The 17,144-nt window shown below is 59.7% G+C and carries 14 protein-coding genes and 4 tRNA genes; all 18 read right to left on the bottom strand.

The genetic code is table 11. From position 1 onward, the window contains the following. Window positions 1-12: 12 nt before the first annotated feature. Window positions 13-483, bottom strand: coding sequence for a 30S ribosomal protein S7 (gene rpsG, locus ACFZCE_RS20695; protein WP_009397350.1), 471 nt, complete (start codon window positions 481-483; stop codon window positions 13-15). A 112-nt stretch (window positions 484-595) separates the two neighbouring features. Continuing rightward, window positions 596-967 carry a 30S ribosomal protein S12 gene (gene rpsL / locus ACFZCE_RS20690; protein ID WP_003186084.1) on the bottom strand — a complete coding sequence of 124 codons (372 nt, stop codon included), beginning with the start codon at window positions 965-967 and terminating at the stop codon, window positions 596-598. Window positions 968-1,131: 164 nt separating this feature from the next. Next, complete coding sequence (rpoC, locus tag ACFZCE_RS20685; RefSeq protein ID WP_390942392.1) at window positions 1,132-5,331, bottom strand: DNA-directed RNA polymerase subunit beta'; 4,200 nt, start codon at window positions 5,329-5,331, stop codon at window positions 1,132-1,134. A gap of 63 nt (window positions 5,332-5,394) precedes the next feature. Then, the gene (gene rpoB, locus ACFZCE_RS20680) at window positions 5,395-9,468 is read right to left on the bottom strand and encodes a DNA-directed RNA polymerase subunit beta (RefSeq protein WP_390942391.1); all 4,074 of its coding nucleotides are present in this window, start codon (window positions 9,466-9,468) and stop codon (window positions 5,395-5,397) included. 220 nt (window positions 9,469-9,688) lie between these two features. Beyond that, window positions 9,689-10,054 carry a 50S ribosomal protein L7/L12 gene (rplL, locus tag ACFZCE_RS20675; RefSeq protein ID WP_390942390.1) on the bottom strand — a complete coding sequence of 122 codons (366 nt, stop codon included), beginning with the start codon at window positions 10,052-10,054 and terminating at the stop codon, window positions 9,689-9,691. 75 nt (window positions 10,055-10,129) lie between these two features. Next, window positions 10,130-10,630 (bottom strand): 50S ribosomal protein L10, encoded by a 501-nt coding sequence (gene rplJ, locus ACFZCE_RS20670; RefSeq protein WP_390942389.1) that lies wholly within the window; start codon window positions 10,628-10,630, stop codon window positions 10,130-10,132. A 193-nt stretch (window positions 10,631-10,823) separates the two neighbouring features. Beyond that, a complete protein-coding gene (gene rplA / locus ACFZCE_RS20665; RefSeq protein ID WP_390942388.1) occupies window positions 10,824-11,519 on the bottom strand; it encodes a 50S ribosomal protein L1 in 696 nt (231 codons plus the stop codon). Continuing rightward, window positions 11,519-11,950 (bottom strand): 50S ribosomal protein L11, encoded by a 432-nt coding sequence (gene rplK, locus ACFZCE_RS20660; protein ID WP_390942387.1) that lies wholly within the window; start codon window positions 11,948-11,950, stop codon window positions 11,519-11,521. The genes rplA and rplK overlap by 1 nt, the downstream gene beginning before the upstream one ends. A 117-nt stretch (window positions 11,951-12,067) precedes the next feature. Continuing rightward, window positions 12,068-12,601, bottom strand: coding sequence for a transcription termination/antitermination protein NusG (nusG, locus tag ACFZCE_RS20655; protein ID WP_136474250.1), 534 nt, complete (start codon window positions 12,599-12,601; stop codon window positions 12,068-12,070). Between the two features lie 9 nt (window positions 12,602-12,610). Continuing rightward, a complete protein-coding gene (gene secE, locus ACFZCE_RS20650) occupies window positions 12,611-12,979 on the bottom strand; it encodes a preprotein translocase subunit SecE (RefSeq protein WP_390942386.1) in 369 nt (122 codons plus the stop codon). 48 nt (window positions 12,980-13,027) lie between these two features. Continuing rightward, a tRNA-Trp gene (locus tag ACFZCE_RS20645) sits at window positions 13,028-13,103 on the bottom strand. Between the two features lie 53 nt (window positions 13,104-13,156). Beyond that, complete coding sequence (gene tuf / locus ACFZCE_RS20640) at window positions 13,157-14,350, bottom strand: elongation factor Tu (protein ID WP_390942385.1); 1,194 nt, start codon at window positions 14,348-14,350, stop codon at window positions 13,157-13,159. 86 nt (window positions 14,351-14,436) lie between these two features. Then, window positions 14,437-14,512, bottom strand: a tRNA-Thr gene (locus tag ACFZCE_RS20635). 26 nt (window positions 14,513-14,538) lie between these two features. Continuing rightward, window positions 14,539-14,612: transfer RNA gene (locus tag ACFZCE_RS20630), tRNA-Gly, on the bottom strand. A gap of 24 nt (window positions 14,613-14,636) precedes the next feature. Further along, window positions 14,637-14,721: transfer RNA gene (locus tag ACFZCE_RS20625), tRNA-Tyr, on the bottom strand. Between the two features lie 132 nt (window positions 14,722-14,853). Next, window positions 14,854-15,264 carry a hypothetical protein gene (locus ACFZCE_RS20620; RefSeq protein ID WP_390942384.1) on the bottom strand — a complete coding sequence of 137 codons (411 nt, stop codon included), beginning with the start codon at window positions 15,262-15,264 and terminating at the stop codon, window positions 14,854-14,856. Window positions 15,265-15,268: 4 nt separating this feature from the next. Further along, window positions 15,269-16,015 (bottom strand): pantothenate kinase, encoded by a 747-nt coding sequence (locus tag ACFZCE_RS20615; protein WP_390942383.1) that lies wholly within the window; start codon window positions 16,013-16,015, stop codon window positions 15,269-15,271. Then, window positions 16,005-16,964 (bottom strand): bifunctional biotin--[acetyl-CoA-carboxylase] ligase/biotin operon repressor BirA, encoded by a 960-nt coding sequence (gene birA / locus ACFZCE_RS20610; RefSeq protein ID WP_390942382.1) that lies wholly within the window; start codon window positions 16,962-16,964, stop codon window positions 16,005-16,007. The genes ACFZCE_RS20615 and birA overlap by 11 nt, the downstream gene beginning before the upstream one ends. Window positions 16,965-17,144 lie beyond the last annotated feature (180 nt).

Raw genomic sequence — 17,144 nt, 5'->3', positions numbered from 1 at the left:
GTGACGCTGGGTTTAGAAGCGGTAGTGCGAGAAGGCCTTGTTGGCCTCGGCCATACGGTGCACGTCTTCACGCTTCTTGACTGCAGCACCTTTGCCTTCAGCAGCATCCAGCAGCTCGCCAGCCAGGCGCAGGGCCATGGACTTCTCGCCGCGCTTGCGCGCGAAGTCTACCAGCCAGCGCATGGCCAGCGCGTTACGACGGGATGGACGAACTTCGACCGGAACCTGGTAAGTGGCACCGCCGACACGGCGGGACTTAACTTCGACCAGCGGAGCGATGGCGTCGAGAGCTTTCTCGAAGATCTCCAGGGGGTCGCTGTTCTTGCGAGCTTTGACAGTGTCCAGAGCACCGTAAACGATGCGCTCGGCCACGGCCTTTTTGCCGCTTTCCATCACGTGGTTCATGAATTTGGCGAGGATCTGGGACCCGTATTTCGGATCATCAAGGATCTCACGCTTGGCTGCTACACGACGTCTTGGCATTGATAAGCCCTCAAACGGTCTTCAGGTTAGCCCGGGACTGGCAAGCTGCCGCCCGACCTTACTCTTATCGACTCAGTAAAAATGTTGACTGCAAAACACAGCAAGCGGCCGATTACTTCGGACGCTTGGTACCGTATTTCGAACGACCTTGGTTACGGCCCTTGACACCCGAGGTGTCGAGCGAACCGCGAACGGTGTGATAACGCACACCTGGCAAGTCTTTTACACGGCCGCCGCGAATCAGGACGACGCTGTGCTCTTGCAGGTTGTGGCCTTCACCGCCGATGTACGAGGAAACCTCGAAACCGTTGGTCAGGCGAACACGGCAAACTTTACGCAATGCAGAGTTCGGTTTCTTCGGCGTGGTGGTGTACACACGGGTGCACACGCCACGGCGTTGCGGGCAGTTCTGCAGCGCAGGTACGTCGGATTTCTCGACGATACGCTTGCGCGGCTGACGTACCAGCTGGTTGATCGTTGCCATCTACTAGCTCCACTGTTGTCTTTCGACATAAACAAAAAGAGGCAGGAACGAAGTCCCGCCAATTTAGGGGTACGAGAGTCTAAAGAGGATACTCCCCCCCGTCAAGGCAACAGCACCTGCCCCACCCTACCCTTTCGGGCAGGAGGGGCAGGTGCAGCCCTCGATCAGTTACCGCTGGAGTTCAGCGCTTCGGTCAGTGCTGCTTCGACCTCGCTCGCGCTCACTCGCAGTGGTTTGTCTGCTTCACGGCGGCGCTTACGCTCGCTGTGATACGCCAGACCGGTACCGGCCGGGATCAGGCGACCCACGACCACGTTTTCTTTCAGGCCGCGCAGGTAATCGCGCTTGCCGGTGACCGCCGCCTCGGTGAGGACGCGGGTGGTCTCCTGGAACGATGCCGCGGAGATGAACGACTCGGTCGACAGCGAAGCCTTGGTAATACCCAGCAACACACGGGAGTACTTGGCCGCGAACTTGTCTTCGGTGGCCAGGCGCTCGTTCTCGCCCAGCACCTGGGTCAGTTCGACCTGGTCGCCCTTGATGAAGCTGGAGTCGCCGGCTTCGGCCACTTCCACCTTACGCAGCATCTGACGCAGGATGGTCTCGATGTGCTTGTCGTTGATCTTCACGCCCTGCAGGCGGTACACGTCCTGGATCTCGTTGACGATGTACTTGGCCAGCGCGCTCACACCCAGCAAACGCAGGATGTCATGCGGGTCGCTCGGGCCGTCGGAGATAACCTCGCCCTTGTTGACCTGCTCACCTTCGAACACGTTCAGGTGGCGCCATTTCGGGATCAGCTCTTCGTACGGATCGCTGCCATCGGTCGGCGTGATCACCAAGCGGCGCTTGCCTTTGGTTTCCTTGCCGAAGGCGATGGTGCCGCTGATTTCCGCCAGGATCGAGGCTTCTTTCGGGCGGCGCGCTTCGAAGAGGTCGGCCACGCGTGGCAGACCACCGGTGATGTCGCGGGTCTTGGAAGTTTCTTGCGGGATACGCGCAACCACGTCACCTACGCCCACCTGAGCACCGTCAGCCACACCGACCAAGGCGTTGGCTGGCAGGAAGTACTGCGCGGGTACGTCGGTACCTGGCAGCAGCAAGTCTTTGCCATCGGCGCCGACCAGCTTGACGGCAGGGCGGATTTCCTTACCGGCGGCTGGGCGGTCCTTCACATCGAGGACTTCGATGTTGGTCAGGCCGGTCAGTTCGTCGGTCTGGCGCTTGATGGTGATGCCTTCTTCCATGCCAACGAAGTTCACCGTACCTTTCATTTCGGTCACGATCGGGTGGGTGTGCGGGTCCCACTTGGCGACGATGGCGCCAGCTTCGACCTTGTCACCTTCCTTCACCGACAGCACGGCACCGTACGGCAGCTTGTAGCGCTCACGCTCGCGGCCGAATTCGTCAGCCACGGCCAACTCACCGGAACGCGATACGGCAACCAGGTTGCCGTCGAGGCGCTCGACGTGCTTGAGGTTGTGCAGGCGCACCACGCCACCGTTCTTGACCTGTACGCTGTCCGCGGCGGAAGTACGGCTGGCCGCACCACCGATGTGGAAGGTACGCATGGTCAGCTGGGTACCCGGCTCACCGATGGACTGGGCAGCGATAACGCCGACCGCTTCACCGATGTTCACCTGATGCCCGCGAGCCAGATCGCGACCGTAGCACTTGGCGCAGATACCGAAACGGGTTTCGCAGCTGATCGGCGAACGCACGACGACTTCGTCGATGCTGTTCATTTCGATGAACTCGACCCACTTCTCGTCGACCAGGGTACCGGCCGGAACGATCACGTCCTCGGTGCCAGGCTTGAACACGTCGCGGGCGATAACACGGCCCAGTACGCGCTCACCCAACGGCTCGACCACGTCACCGCCTTCGATGTGCGGGGTCATGATCAGGCCTTGCTCGGTACCGCAATCGATCTCGGTCACGACCAAGTCTTGCGCCACGTCTACCAGACGGCGAGTCAGGTAACCGGAGTTCGCGGTTTTCAACGCGGTATCCGCCAGACCTTTCCGCGCACCGTGCGTGGAGATGAAGTACTGCAGAACGCTCAGGCCTTCACGGAAGTTCGCCGTGATCGGCGTTTCGATGATGGAGCCGTCCGGCTTGGCCATCAGGCCACGCATACCGGCCAACTGGCGAATCTGTGCGGCGGAACCCCGCGCACCCGAGTCAGCCATCATGTACATCGAGTTGAACGATTCCTGATCGACTTCGTTGCCCTCGCGGTCGATGACCTTCTCTTTCGAGAGGTTGGCCATCATCGCCTTGGACACTTCATCGTTCGCCTTGGACCAGAGGTCGATCACCTTGTTGTACTTCTCGCCCTGGGTAACCAGGCCCGATGCGTACTGGCTTTCGATCTCTTTCACTTCGTCGGTGGCGACACCGATGATGCGGGCTTTTTCGTCCGGGATAACGAAGTCGTTCACGCCGATCGACACACCGGAGATGGTCGAGTAGGCGAAACCGGTGTACATCAGCTGGTCAGCGAAGATAACGGTTTCTTTCAGGCCAACCACGCGGTAGCACTGGTTGATCAGCTTGGAAATCGCCTTTTTCTTCATCGGCGTGTTGACCACGTCGAACGACAGGCCAGCAGGCACGACCTGGAACAACAGCGCGCGGCCGACGGTGGTGTCGACGATGCGGGTGTTGGTCTGCGAGGTGCCGTCACGCTCATTCACCGTTTCGGTGATACGAACCTTGATCTTGGCGTGCAGCGCGGCCTCACCGGCGCGGAAGACACGGTCGACTTCCTGCAGGTCGGCGAATACGCGGCCTTCACCCTTGGCGTTGATCGCCTCGCGGGTCATGTAGTACAGGCCCAGAACCACGTCCTGGGACGGCACGATGATCGGCTCGCCGTTCGCCGGCGAGAGGATGTTGTTGGTCGACATCATCAGGGCGCGAGCTTCGAGTTGCGCCTCGAGGGTCAGCGGCACGTGAACGGCCATCTGGTCACCGTCGAAGTCGGCGTTGTACGCCGCACACACCAACGGGTGCAGCTGGATTGCCTTACCTTCGATCAACACCGGCTCGAACGCCTGGATACCCAGACGGTGGAGGGTCGGTGCACGGTTGAGCAGCACGGGGTGTTCGCGAATCACTTCAGCCAGAACGTCCCAAACCTCGGGCAGCTCGCGCTCGACCATCTTCTTGGCGGCTTTGATGGTGGTGGCCAGGCCACGCACTTCAAGCTTGCCGAAAATGAACGGCTTGAACAGCTCGAGGGCCATCTTCTTCGGCAGGCCGCACTGATGCAGGCGCAGGGTCGGGCCTACGGTGATCACCGAACGGCCGGAGTAGTCAACGCGCTTACCGAGCAAGTTCTGACGGAAGCGGCCTTGCTTACCCTTGATCATGTCAGCCAGGGATTTCAGCGGGCGCTTGTTCGAACCGGTGATCGCACGGCCGCGGCGGCCGTTGTCGAGCAACGCGTCGACCGCTTCCTGCAGCATGCGCTTCTCGTTGCGCACGATGATGTCGGGCGCGGAGAGGTCCAGCAGGCGCTTGAGGCGGTTGTTACGGTTGATGACACGGCGATACAGGTCGTTCAGGTCGGAGGTCGCGAAGCGGCCACCGTCCAGCGGCACCAATGGGCGCAGGTCAGGCGGCAGCACCGGCAGTACGGTCAGGACCATCCACTCCGGCAGGTTGCCGGATTCCTGGAAGGCTTCCATCAGTTTCAGGCGCTTGGACAGCTTCTTGATCTTGGTTTCCGAGTTGGTCTGCGGAATCTCTTCGCGCAGGCGACCAATCTCGTGTTCCAGGTCAATGGCGTGCAGCAGCTCGCGAACGGCCTCGGCACCCATGCGGGCGTCGAAGTCGTCACCGAACTCTTCGAGGGCTTCGAAGTACTGTTCGTCGTTGAGCAGTTGGCCCTTCTCGAGGGTGGTCATGCCCGGGTCGATAACGACGTAGCTCTCGAAATAGAGCACGCGTTCGATGTCACGCAGGGTCATGTCCATCAGCAGGCCGATACGCGACGGCAGCGACTTCAGGAACCAGATGTGGGCGACAGGCGAAGCCAGCTCGATGTGAGCCATGCGCTCGCGGCGCACCTTGGCCAGCGCGACTTCAACGCCGCACTTCTCGCAGATCACGCCGCGGTGCTTCAAGCGCTTGTACTTACCGCACAGGCACTCGTAGTCCTTGACCGGGCCAAAGATCTTGGCGCAGAACAGGCCGTCACGCTCAGGCTTGAACGTACGGTAGTTGATGGTCTCTGGCTTCTTGACTTCACCGAACGACCACGAACGGATCATTTCAGGCGAAGCGAGACCAATACGGATGGCGTCGAATTCTTCGACTTGACCCTGGTTTTTCAGCAGATTCAGCAGGTCTTTCAAGGCCTTTTCCTCCTGGCGGAGCAGGGAGCGGGCCGCCCGGCCCACTCCCCTTCACGTCACGTGTTATTCGGTTTCCAGATCGATGTCGATACCGAGCGAACGGATTTCTTTGATCAACACGTTGAAGGACTCGGGCATGCCCGGCTCCATACGGTGATCGCCGTCCACGATGTTCTTGTACATCTTGGTCCGACCGTTCACATCGTCCGACTTGACCGTGAGCATTTCCTGGAGGGTATAGGCGGCACCGTATGCTTCCAGTGCCCACACTTCCATCTCCCCGAAACGCTGGCCACCGAACTGCGCCTTACCACCCAGCGGTTGCTGGGTAACCAGGCTGTACGAACCAGTGGAACGCGCGTGCATCTTGTCGTCCACCAAGTGGTTCAGTTTCAGCATATACATGTAGCCGACTGTAACCGAGCGCTCAAACTTATTGCCGGTCCGGCCGTCGAACAGCACCATCTGGCCGCTTTCTGGCATGTCTGCCAGCTTCAGCATGGCCTTGATCTCGCTTTCCTTGGCACCGTCGAAGACCGGCGTTGCCATCGGCACGCCCTTCTTCAGGTTGCTGGCGAGCTCGAGCACTTCGGCGTCGGTGAAGCTTTCCAGGTTTTCCTGGCGGCCACCGATTTCGTTGTAGATCTCGGTCAGGAACTGGCGCAGTTCGGCGACCTTGCGCTGCTCTTCGAGCATGCGGTTGATCTTCTCGCCCAGGCCCTTGGCCGCGAGGCCCAGGTGGGTTTCGAGGATCTGCCCGACGTTCATCCGCGACGGTACGCCGAGCGGGTTCAGGACCACGTCGACCGGGGTACCGTAGGCGTCGTGCGGCATGTCTTCGACCGGCATGATCACCGAGACCACACCCTTGTTACCGTGGCGGCCGGCCATCTTGTCGCCCGGCTGGATGCGACGGCGGATAGCCAGGTAGACCTTGACGATCTTCAGTACGCCCGGAGCCAGGTCATCGCCCTGCTGCAGCTTGCGCTTCTTGTCTTCGAACTTGTCGTCGAGCAGGCGGCGACGGTCAACGATGTACTGCTGGGCTTTTTCCAGCTGTTCGTTGAGGGCGTCTTCAGCCATGCGCAGCTTGAACCACTGGCCATGCTCGAGGCCGTCCAGTACTTCGTTGGTCAGCTCGGTGCCTTTTTTCAGGCCCGCGCCGCCGTCGACGATCTGGCCAACCAGGGCCGAACGCAGGCGCTCGAAGGTCGCGCCTTCGACGATACGGAACTCTTCGTTCAGGTCCTTGCGGATCTGGTCGAGCTGGCTCTTCTCGATCGACAGGGCGCGCGAGTCGCGCTCAACGCCATCACGGGTGAAGACCTGGACGTCGATCACGGTACCCTTGGTGCCGGTCGGCACGCGCAGGGAGGTGTCTTTCACGTCGCTGGCTTTTTCACCGAAGATCGCGCGCAGCAGCTTCTCTTCCGGGGTCAGCTGGGTTTCGCCTTTCGGGGTGACCTTGCCCACCAGGATGTCGCCGGCGCTGACTTCAGCACCTACGTACACGATGCCGGCTTCGTCGAGCTTGTTCAGCGCGGCTTCACCGACGTTCGGGATGTCCGCGGTGATTTCTTCCGGGCCGAGCTTGGTGTCACGCGCCACACAGGTCAGTTCCTGAATGTGGATCGTGGTGAAGCGGTCTTCCTGAACCACACGCTCGGACAGGCAGATGGAGTCTTCGAAGTTGAAGCCGTTCCACGCCATGAACGCGATGCGCATGTTCTGGCCCAGCGCCAGTTCACCCATGTCGGTGGACGGGCCGTCGGCCATGATGTCACCGCGGTTGACCACGTCACCTTTATTGACCAGCGGGCGCTGGTTGATGCAGGTGTTCTGGTTCGAACGGGTGTACTTGGTCAGGTTGTAGATGTCTACACCCGCCTCGCCGGTTTCAACTTCGTCGTCCGCCACGCGCACCACGATGCGGCTGGCATCGACGGAGTCGATCACGCCACCGCGGCGGGCCACGACGCACACGCCGGAGTCACGGGCAACGTTACGCTCCATGCCGGTGCCGACCAGCGGCTTGTCGGCACGCAGGGTCGGAACGGCCTGGCGCTGCATGTTCGAACCCATCAACGCACGGTTGGCGTCGTCGTGCTCGAGGAACGGAATCAGCGACGCGGCGACCGACACAACCTGCTTCGGCGAAACGTCCATCAGGGTGACGTCTTCCGGCGCCTTGACGGTGAATTCGTTCAGGTGGCGCACGGCAACCAGTTCGTCGATCAGCTGTTTCTTGTCGTTCATCGCGGCCGAAGCCTGGGCGATCACGTGATCGGCCTCTTCAATGGCGGACAGGAACACGATGTCGTCGCTGACCACGCCCTCTTTCACCACGCGGTACGGGCTTTCGAGGAAGCCGTACTGGTTGGTGCGGGCATAAGCGGCCAGGGAGTTGATCAGGCCGATGTTCGGACCTTCCGGCGTTTCGATCGGGCACACACGGCCGTAGTGGGTCGGGTGTACGTCACGAACTTCGAAGCCCGCACGTTCGCGGGTCAGGCCGCCCGGGCCAAGCGCGGAAACGCGGCGCTTGTGGGTGATCTCCGAGAGCGGGTTGTTCTGGTCCATGAACTGCGAAAGCTGGCTGGAGCCGAAGAATTCCTTGACCGCGGCAGCCACAGGCTTGGCGTTGATCAGGTCTTGCGGCATCAGGCCTTCGCTTTCGGCCATCGACAGGCGTTCCTTGACCGCGCGCTCAACACGCACCAGGCCAACACGGAACTGGTTCTCGGCCATCTCGCCGACGCAACGGACGCGGCGGTTACCCAGGTGGTCGATGTCGTCGACGATGCCCTTGCCGTTACGGATGTCGACCAGGGTACGCAGCACGGCGACGATGTCGTCCTTGCTCAGCACGCCCGAACCTTCGATCTCGGTGCGGCCGATACGACGGTTGAACTTCATCCGGCCCACGGCCGACAGGTCGTAGCGCTCGGCACTGAAGAACAGGTTGTTGAACAGGGTCTCGGCGGCATCCTTGGTCGGCGGCTCGCCCGGGCGCATCATGCGATAGATTTCGACCAACGCTTCGAGCTGGTTGGTGGTCGAATCGATCTTCAGCGTGTCGGAGATGAACGGACCGCAGTCGATGTCGTTGGTGTACAGGGTCTCGATGCGAACAACCTGGGCCTTGGCGATCTTCGCCAGCAGCTCGGTGGTCAGCTCGGTGTTGCACTCGGCGATGATTTCGCCGGTTGCGGGGTGCACGATCGCCTTCGCGGTGGTCCGGCCCAGGATGTAGTCCAGAGGCACGTCCAGCTCGGTCACACCAGCCTTCTCGAGCTGGTTGATGTGGCGCGCGGTGATACGGCGGCCCTGCTCGACGATCAGCTTGCCGCTGCCGTCGGTGATGTCCAGCGCAGCGACTTCACCGCGCAGGCGCTGAGGCACCAGCTCCAGGCTCAGGCTCTCGCCTTTCACGTGGAATACGTTGGTGGTGTAGAAGGTGTCGAGCACTTCTTCAGTGCTGTAGCCCAGCGCGCGCAGCAGTACCGAGGCCGGCAGCTTACGGCGGCGGTCGATACGGACGAACACGCAGTCTTTCGGGTCGAATTCGAAGTCGAGCCACGAACCGCGGTACGGAATGATGCGGGCGGAGTACAGCAGCTTACCGGAGCTGTGGGTCTTGCCACGGTCGTGGTCGAAGAACACGCCCGGCGAGCGGTGCAGCTGGGAAACGATCACACGCTCGGTACCGTTGATGACGAAGGTACCGTTCTCGGTCATCAATGGGATTTCGCCCATGTAGACTTCTTGCTCTTTGATGTCCTTGATCGCTTTGTTCGACGATTCTTTGTCGAAAATGATCAGGCGCACCTTCACGCGCAGCGGAACCGCGAAGGTCACACCACGCAACACGCATTCTTTAACGTCGAACGCGGGCTCGCCCAGGCGATAACCAACGTACTCCAGGGCAGCGTTGCCGGAGTAGCTGATAATCGGGAAAACAGATTTGAAGGCCGCATGCAGGCCGACGTCGCGGAACTGATCCTTGGTCACTCCCGCCTGCAGGAATTCACGATAGGAATCCAGCTGGATGGCCAGGAGGTACGGCACATCCATGACGTCCGGCAACTTGCTAAAGTCCTTGCGGATACGTTTTTTCTCAGTGTATGAGTAAGCCATCAGCGTTCCCCAGCTTGGTCACCTGCTTGTTTGGCCCCTCCCGGCGGGAGTGGCCAGAAAATCTTGCAAACCCCTTGGTTTGCAGCACCCGTTCAGGGTGGATACCGCTCGTCACAACCCCTGATCGTATCAGATGCTGTAACGGAAAAAGGCCGGTGGCGTAAGCCACCAGCCGTCAGCCGTCTGCGTGAAGCTCAGGCTGCAGATCCAAGGTCGAAGCTTACTTGACTTCGACTTGGGCGCCTGCTTCTTCCAGGGATTTCTTGGCCGCGGCGGCCTCGTCCTTGGAGACGTTCTCTTTGATTGCTTTCGGAGCGCCGTCAACCAGGTCTTTGGCTTCTTTCAGGCCCAGACCGGTCAGCTCACGTACAGCCTTGATCACGTTGACTTTTTTCTCGCCAGCGGAGGTCAGGGTAACGGTGAACTCGGTTTGTTCTTCAACAACAGCGGCAGCAGCCGGGCCAGCAGCAACAGCAGCAGCTGCGCTAACGCCGAACTTCTCTTCCATTGCCTTGATCAGCTCAACGACTTGCATAACCGACATTTCGGCAACGGCGTTGATGATATCTTCTTGAGACAGAGCCATGACTCTAATTCCTGTATTGGGGGACAGCCTTCGCGGCCATCAGAATAAACAAATAAACTGAAAGGCTTACGAGGCTTAGGCCGCGCTTGCTTCTTTCTGGTCGCGAATAGCCGCCAAAGTACGAGCCAGCTTGCTGGTGGCGCCTTGGATCACGCTCATCAGCTGCGAAATGGCTTCGTCGCGGGTCGGCAGGGATGCCAGTACGTCGATCTGGTTAGCTGCGAGGAACTGGCCCTCGAACGATGCTGCCTTGATCTCGAACTTGTCCTGACCCTTCGAGAACTCTTTGAAAATACGGGCAGCAGCGCCCGGATGTTCATTGGAGAACGCGATCAGGGTCGGGCCTTTGAACACGTCGTTGAGGTTGCTGAAAGCAGTACCTTCAACGGCGCGGCGCAGCAGGGTGTTACGTACGACACGTACGTATACGCCAGCTTCGCGGGCCTCTTTACGGAGTCCGGTCATTGCGCTCACAGTCACGCCACGGGCATCAGCCGCGACAGCAGACAGAGCGACTTTGGCAGCCTCGTTGACTTCAGCGACGATGGCCTTCTTGTCTTCGAGTTTAATTGCCACGGGTTTACTCCTGGTTTTTACCGTTACCTGGCCGGAGCCGGGTGTCGTTTTGGTGTCTGATTCGGTAACGAATCGGGAGCACCATCTGCGTAGGCTGTAGGGTTTAAGGCTTGCGCCGCCTACGGTCTTGGATAGCCCCCGCCAGGCAGGGACCCCAATTTGGTTGGGCGCGGGCCAAGCCCGCGCCGCGACATCAAGCGTCCAGCGAGCTCTGGTCGATGACCAGACCTGGGCCCATGGTGGTGCTCAGGGTGACGCGCTTGACGTAAATACCTTTCGACGAGGCAGGCTTGATACGCTTGAGGTCAGCGATCAGCGCTTCGACGTTTTCCTTCAGCTTGCCGGCTTCGAAGCCAACCTTGCCAACGGAGGTGTGGATGATGCCGTTTTTGTCGGTGCGGTAACGAACCTGACCAGCCTTGGCGTTTTTAACCGCGGTGGCGACATCAGGAGTTACGGTGCCGACTTTCGGGTTAGGCATCAGGCCACGAGGACCCAGTACCTGGCCGAGCTGGCCTACAACGCGCATGGCATCCGGGGAGGCGATGACGACGTCATAGTTCAGGTCGCCGCCTTTCATTTCGGCAGCCAGTTCGTCCATGCCAACGCGGTCAGCGCCGGCAGCCAGAGCGGCTTCAGCAGCTGGGCCCTGGGTGAAGACGGCTACGCGAACGGTTTTGCCGGTGCCGTGAGGCAGCACGGTAGCGCTACGCACGACCTGGTCGGATTTACGCGGGTCAACGCCCAGGTTCACGGCGATGTCGAACGACTCGGTGAACTTGACGTTGGAGATTTCAGCCAGCAGGGTGGCGGCGTCTTCGAAGCCGTACAGTTTGCCAGCTTCTACTTTGGCAGCAATCGCCTTTTGGCGTTTGGTCAGCTTAGCCATTACACACCCTCCACGTTCAGGCCCATGCTGCGGGCAGAGCCGGCGATGGTGCGCACAGCGGCGTCCAGGCTGGCAGCAGTCAGATCAGCGTTTTTGGTTTTCGCGATCTCTTCGAGCTGAGCACGGGTCACGGTACCGACCTTAACGGTGTTCGGGCGAGCCGAACCGCTGGTCAGGCCTGCTGCTTTTTTCAGCAGTACCGAAGCCGGGGTGCTCTTGGTTTCGAACGTGAAGCTACGGTCACTGTAAACAGTGATGATCACCGGAGTCGGCAGACCTGGCTCCATACCCGAGGTACGGGCGTTGAAGGTCTTGCAGAATTCCATGATGTTCACGCCATGTTGACCCAGAGCCGGGCCTACGGGCGGGCTTGGGTTGGCCTGGCCGGCCTTGACTTGCAGCTTGATATAAGCCTGAATCTTCTTAGCCATGAGCTACTCCACTGTCGGGTACGAACGCCGCGCTGCGGCTCCCCGGTTGCTTTCGTTTATCCCAGTGACGACAAAACCCCGCAGCCAACGCTGCGGGGTATGGGATCTATTGCCGGGTCAGACTTTCTCGACCTGGCTGAATTCCAGCTCCACCGGAGTAGAGCGGCCGAAAATGAGCACAGCCACCTGGATGCGACTCTTTTCGTAGTTGACCTCTTCGACCGTGCCGTTGAAATCTGCGAACGGACCGTCGATAACGCGAACCACTTCACCCGGCTCGAAGAGCGTCTTCGGCTTGGGCTTATCGCTGCCATCAGCAACGCGACGGAGGATAGCTTCAGCTTCCTTGTCGGTGATCGGCGCAGGCTTGTCGGCAGTACCACCGATAAAGCCCATTACACGAGGGGTATCCTTGACCAAGTGCCAAGTGCCCTCGTTCATTTCCATCTGTACCAGCACGTAGCCCGGGAAGAACTTGCGTTCACTTTTGCGCTTCTGGCCATTACGCATCTCTACCACTTCTTCGGTAGGGACCAGAATTTCGCCAAACCCGTCTTCCATGCCAGCCAGCTTTACACGCTCGATCAGCGAGCGCATAACATGCTTCTCGTAACCCGAGTAAGCATGCACGACGTACCAACGCTTAGCCACGGGACACCCTTAGCCTACAATCAAGGAAACCAGCCAGCCGAGGAGGGAATCGAGCCCCCACAACAGCAAGGCCATAACCAGAACCACAGCCACCACGATCATGGTGGTCTGCGTAGTCTCTTGGCGCGTAGGCCAAACGACTTTGCGAATCTCGGTGCGCGCTTCCTTCGCCAGGACGAAGAACGACTTACCCTTGCCGGTTTGCAGCGCCACATAGGCAGCGACGGCGGCAATCACGATCAAGCCAAGCACACGATAAAGCAGAGGCGTGCCGGCGAAATACTGATTACCAACAACACCAACGACCACCAACACGACAACGACCAACCACTTGAGCAGATCGAAACGGGAATCTTGGGCTTCGGCCTTCGGAGTCATCTAGGGAAATCCTGTGGAGAAGAAAGCCAGGTTCACCGAGAGTGAATCTGGCAGGCCAGGAGGGAATCGAACCCCCAACCTACGGTTTTGGAGACCGTCGCTCTGCCAATTGAGCTACTGACCTAGAACTGAATCAGGCCGGCCATTATGCCGGCCTGATGGAGACATTTCAAGCTTTTATTCGATGATCTTTGCCACAACACCGGCGCCAACGGTACGGCCGCCTTCGCGAATAGCGAAGCGCAGGCCGTCTTCCATGGCGATGGTTTTGATCAGGGTAACGACCATCTGGACGTTGTCACCTGGCATGACCATTTCAACGCCTTCCGGCAGTTCGCACGAACCGGTTACGTCGGTGGTACGGAAGTAGAACTGTGGGCGGTAGCCTTTGAAGAACGGTGTGTGACGACCACCTTCTTCTTTCGACAGCACGTACACCTCAGCGGTGAACTTGGTGTGCGGCTTGACCGAACCCGGCTTGGCCAGAACCTGACCACGCTCTACGTCGTCACGCTTGGTACCACGCAGCAGAACGCCGCAGTTCTCACCCGCACGACCTTCGTCGAGCAGCTTGCGGAACATTTCAACGCCGGTGCAGGTAGTCTTGGTGGTTGGACGCAGGCCAACGATCTCGACTTCTTCCTGGATGCGGACGATGCCACGCTCAACACGACCGGTGACTACAGTACCGCGACCCGAGATCGAGAACACGTCTTCGATCGGCATCAGGAACGGCTTGTCGATAGCGCGCTCTGGTTGCGGAATGTAGCTGTCCAGGGTCTCAACGAGCTTCTTGACGGCAGTGGTGCCCATCTCGTTGTCGTCCTGGCCGTTCAGGGCCATCAGCGCCGAACCGATGATGATCGGCGTGTCGTCGCCTGGGAAGTCGTAGGTGCTCAGCAGGTCACGAACTTCCATCTCGACCAGTTCCAGCAGCTCAGCGTCGTCAACCATGTCGGCCTTGTTCAGGAACACGACGATGTACGGCACGCCAACCTGACGGGACAGCAGGATGTGCTCGCGAGTCTGAGGCATCGGACCATCAGCGGCCGAGCAGACCAGGATAGCGCCGTCCATCTGGGCAGCACCGGTGATCATGTTCTTGACGTAGTCGGCGTGACCCGGGCAGTCAACGTGCGCGTAGTGACGCTCGTTCGAGTCGTACTCTACGTGCGCGGTGTTGATGGTGATACCACGGGCTTTCTCTTCCGGGGCGCTGTCGATCTTGTCGAAGTCAACGCGAGCGGAACCGAAAACTTCCGAGCAAACGCGGGTCAGCGCCGCGGTCAGAGTAGTTTTGCCATGGTCAACGTGACCGATGGTGCCCACGTTAACGTGCGGCTTATTCCGTTCGAACTTTTCCTTAGCCATCTACGCGATCTCCGGCGGAAGAATTAAGCGAAACACTTTGATCGATAAAACAAAGGCAGATATTTTCATATCTGCCTCTGTAAAAGTGGAGCTCTTGAGCGGATTTGAACCGCTGACCTCACCCTTACCAAGGGTGTGCTCTACCAACTGAGCTACAAGAGCGAAACACTGCGCAACAGCTGCAAACTTGGAGCGGGTAGCGGGAATCGAACCCGCATCATCAGCTTGGAAGGCTGAGGTTCTACCACTAAACTATACCCGCGGAGCTTGCGGCTCTCGCTAAAACTGGTGGAGGGGGAAGGATTCGAACCTTCGAAGTCGTAGACGTCAGATTTACAGTCTGATCCCTTTGGCCGCTCGGGAACCCCTCCGAACGTGGGCGGCATTTTAACCTATCCCACATCACTGTCAAGCATTTTCTCATTAAAATCTTGAGGTTAGCTATTTTGACAGCGCTTCGCGGTGTTGCTTTACCCTGCGAAGCGGGCGCCATTCTATGCAACTTATTCGGGAGTTGCAATGCCTTCGCACATCATTATTTTACGTTTTAAGTCTTTGATATCCTTGGAGAGCCGTTCCACCACCTGATCGTCGGCCGCTTCGCGGCGCTGCGGCGAGACCCGCGCCCAATGGCCACCACCTGCGGAGGCCGGCAGCGCGTAGGCGCGCGCCTCTATGCCCTGCGCCTGGAGCCGCTCCAGCAACGGAGCCAAGCCGCCGCGATCGGCATAGCCGCCGAGATACAAGCAACCCGGCCCGTCTCCCCCTTCGCTGAGCAGGCGGATGTCTTTACCGGCCGGGCGCCCAGCGGCGGCGCCGGCGATTTCCTTGGGCCTGACCGGCGCTTCCAGTTGGCTCCAGACAAAATAGAAACCATTGAGTACCACCAGCAGCACGAACAACCAGCGCATCATGACCTCACTTCAATGGGCAGGCGATAGCCAGCCCTTGGAACACCAAGTCCGGAATGTAACGCGCGCCAGGGGCGACATCCGCCACCAGTTGCGCATCGCCGCCGGTGAGGAACAAGGTATAGGCCTCACCCCACAACAACGCGGCCTGCTCGAGCTGGGTGGTCACAAAACCACGCAGCATCAATATGCAGCCACGCTCCACTGCCTGGACCGTCGCCGTGCCAGGGCGAAGCGCGTGGTAGGCCTGCTCGGCGGAGAAGTCATCGTAACGAATACGCCGGGTGTGGGTGCGCAGTTGCGTTCTCATCAGTGGAAGCCCAGGGCAGATGTAACCACCCAGGTGCTGGCCCTGCGCATCAACGAAATCGGAAGTCACGGCGGTGCCGAAGTCGATGACCACACAGGCGCCTTGCGCTTGCGTATAAGCACCCAACACGGCAACCCAGCGGTCCATTCCCAAGCGCTGGTAATCGTCGTAGCCGTTGTGCACACCGGCCTGCTCCTGGTGGGGCAAAGCAACGTGCATCTCGATTGAGAACGCAGCTTCGATGGCGTCTGTCAGTTTTCGGGTTTCTTCCTCGTTACGCACACTGACCACCCTGCCCACGCGCAGGTGAATATCGCTCGCCGCACTGAGGGTGTGGAGCAGCTCATTGTTGGACTCGACCACTCCGCCGCGCAGCGGCTGCCCGGTACTGGAAGTCACGCGCCATTTTACGAAGCTGTTACCGCAATCAAGCTCAAGAATCATCTCGCAACCTCAAGCTGAGTTCGCCGCCATTGAACACCCGCTCTTGGCCATCCACGTGCAAACGCAACGCACCATGGTCGTCGATCCCCAATACCGTTCCGCTGGTCTGGTGAACGCCGGCGTGCACAGTGACTTCGCGCCCCTGCCAGGCGTGGTTCCGCTCCCACTCACCGCGCAGGGCGGTAAAGCCTTGCAGCCTATGCTTTTCAAGATAAGCCCACAATTGCTGGGTCAGCGCGAGTACCAGTGCATTACGATCCACCATCGCCCCCTTGCACAGCTGCAGCGATGTCCAGGCCTGGTCGACTTCAGGCGCCAGTTTCATGTTCACATTGATGCCGATACCCAGCACGACGTGGCACAGGTCCGCGGGATCACCCACCATCTCCAGAAGGATGCCGGCAATCTTGCGCCCGCCCACCAGCACATCGTTTGGCCACTTCAACGCAGCGTTATTCACGCCAGCCTCGAGCAGGGCCGCTTGCACGGCAAGGCCCACGACAAGGCTCAACCCTTCGATACGGTGCATGCCGCCTTCGATTGGCAGCGCCAGGCTGTAATAGAGGTTTACTCCGAATGGGCTTACCCACTGGCGCCCTCGCCTACCACGGCCAGCGCTCTGCGACTCGGCCAGTACCAAGCAAGGCTGATTACGCCGCTCGGTGACAAGCTTCAGTGCCTGGGCATTGGTGGAGCCGATCTCGGCATGCAACTCAAGGGCGATGCCCTGTGCTTCGATGGTCGGGCGCAGGGCACCCTCATCAAGCAAGGACAACGGGGCCGCCAGGCGATAACCTCGGCCCCTGACCTTGTGCACCTCTACCTGGTACTGCGCCTCCAACTGCTGCAGCTGTTTCCACACAGCGCTGCGGCTGACGCCCAAGGCCTGGCCGAGCACTTCGCCAGAATGGAAGCGCCCGTCCGCCAGTAATTTCAACAAAGCCAGCATGGCAGAACCTGCTTCTGAACAAGGCCCGCATGATAGCCATGCCGGGCGCTAATGCAAAGAAATGGTCACATCTGGCGGGATGCAGAAAAGACAAAACCCCGATCGTTTTCACGACCGGGGTTCTGCGGTGTTTAATCTTGACGATGACCTACTCTCACATGGGGAAACCCCACACTACCA

Origin of the sequence: Pseudomonas sp. NPDC007930 (assembly GCF_042958985.1) — a bacterium.
In the GTDB taxonomy this organism is placed as follows: domain Bacteria; phylum Pseudomonadota; class Gammaproteobacteria; order Pseudomonadales; family Pseudomonadaceae; genus Aquipseudomonas.
The sequence above is the reverse complement of the archived record's forward strand: the minus strand, read 5'-3'. Positions and strand labels throughout refer to the sequence as shown.

Excerpts from the sequence above, each read along its gene's own strand:
- tuf (WP_390942385.1), bottom strand. The coding sequence starts at position 14,350 with ATGGCTAAGGAAAAGTTCGAACGGAATAAGCCGCACGTTAACGTGGGC.
- secE (WP_390942386.1), bottom strand. The coding sequence starts at position 12,979 with ATGACTCCGAAGGCCGAAGCCCAAGATTCCCGTTTCGATCTGCTCAAG.
- ACFZCE_RS20615 (WP_390942383.1), bottom strand. The coding sequence starts at position 16,015 with ATGATTCTTGAGCTTGATTGCGGTAACAGCTTCGTAAAATGGCGCGTG.
- ACFZCE_RS20620 (WP_390942384.1), bottom strand. The coding sequence starts at position 15,264 with ATGATGCGCTGGTTGTTCGTGCTGCTGGTGGTACTCAATGGTTTCTAT.
- rplK (WP_390942387.1), bottom strand. The coding sequence starts at position 11,950 with ATGGCTAAGAAGATTCAGGCTTATATCAAGCTGCAAGTCAAGGCCGGC.
- birA (WP_390942382.1), bottom strand. The coding sequence starts at position 16,964 with ATGCTGGCTTTGTTGAAATTACTGGCGGACGGGCGCTTCCATTCTGGC.
- rplL (WP_390942390.1), bottom strand. The coding sequence starts at position 10,054 with ATGGCTCTGTCTCAAGAAGATATCATCAACGCCGTTGCCGAAATGTCG.
- rpoB (WP_390942391.1), bottom strand. The coding sequence starts at position 9,468 with ATGGCTTACTCATACACTGAGAAAAAACGTATCCGCAAGGACTTTAGC.
- rpsL (WP_003186084.1), bottom strand. The coding sequence starts at position 967 with ATGGCAACGATCAACCAGCTGGTACGTCAGCCGCGCAAGCGTATCGTC.
- rpsG (WP_009397350.1), bottom strand. The coding sequence starts at position 483 with ATGCCAAGACGTCGTGTAGCAGCCAAGCGTGAGATCCTTGATGATCCG.
- rplA (WP_390942388.1), bottom strand. The coding sequence starts at position 11,519 with ATGGCTAAGCTGACCAAACGCCAAAAGGCGATTGCTGCCAAAGTAGAA.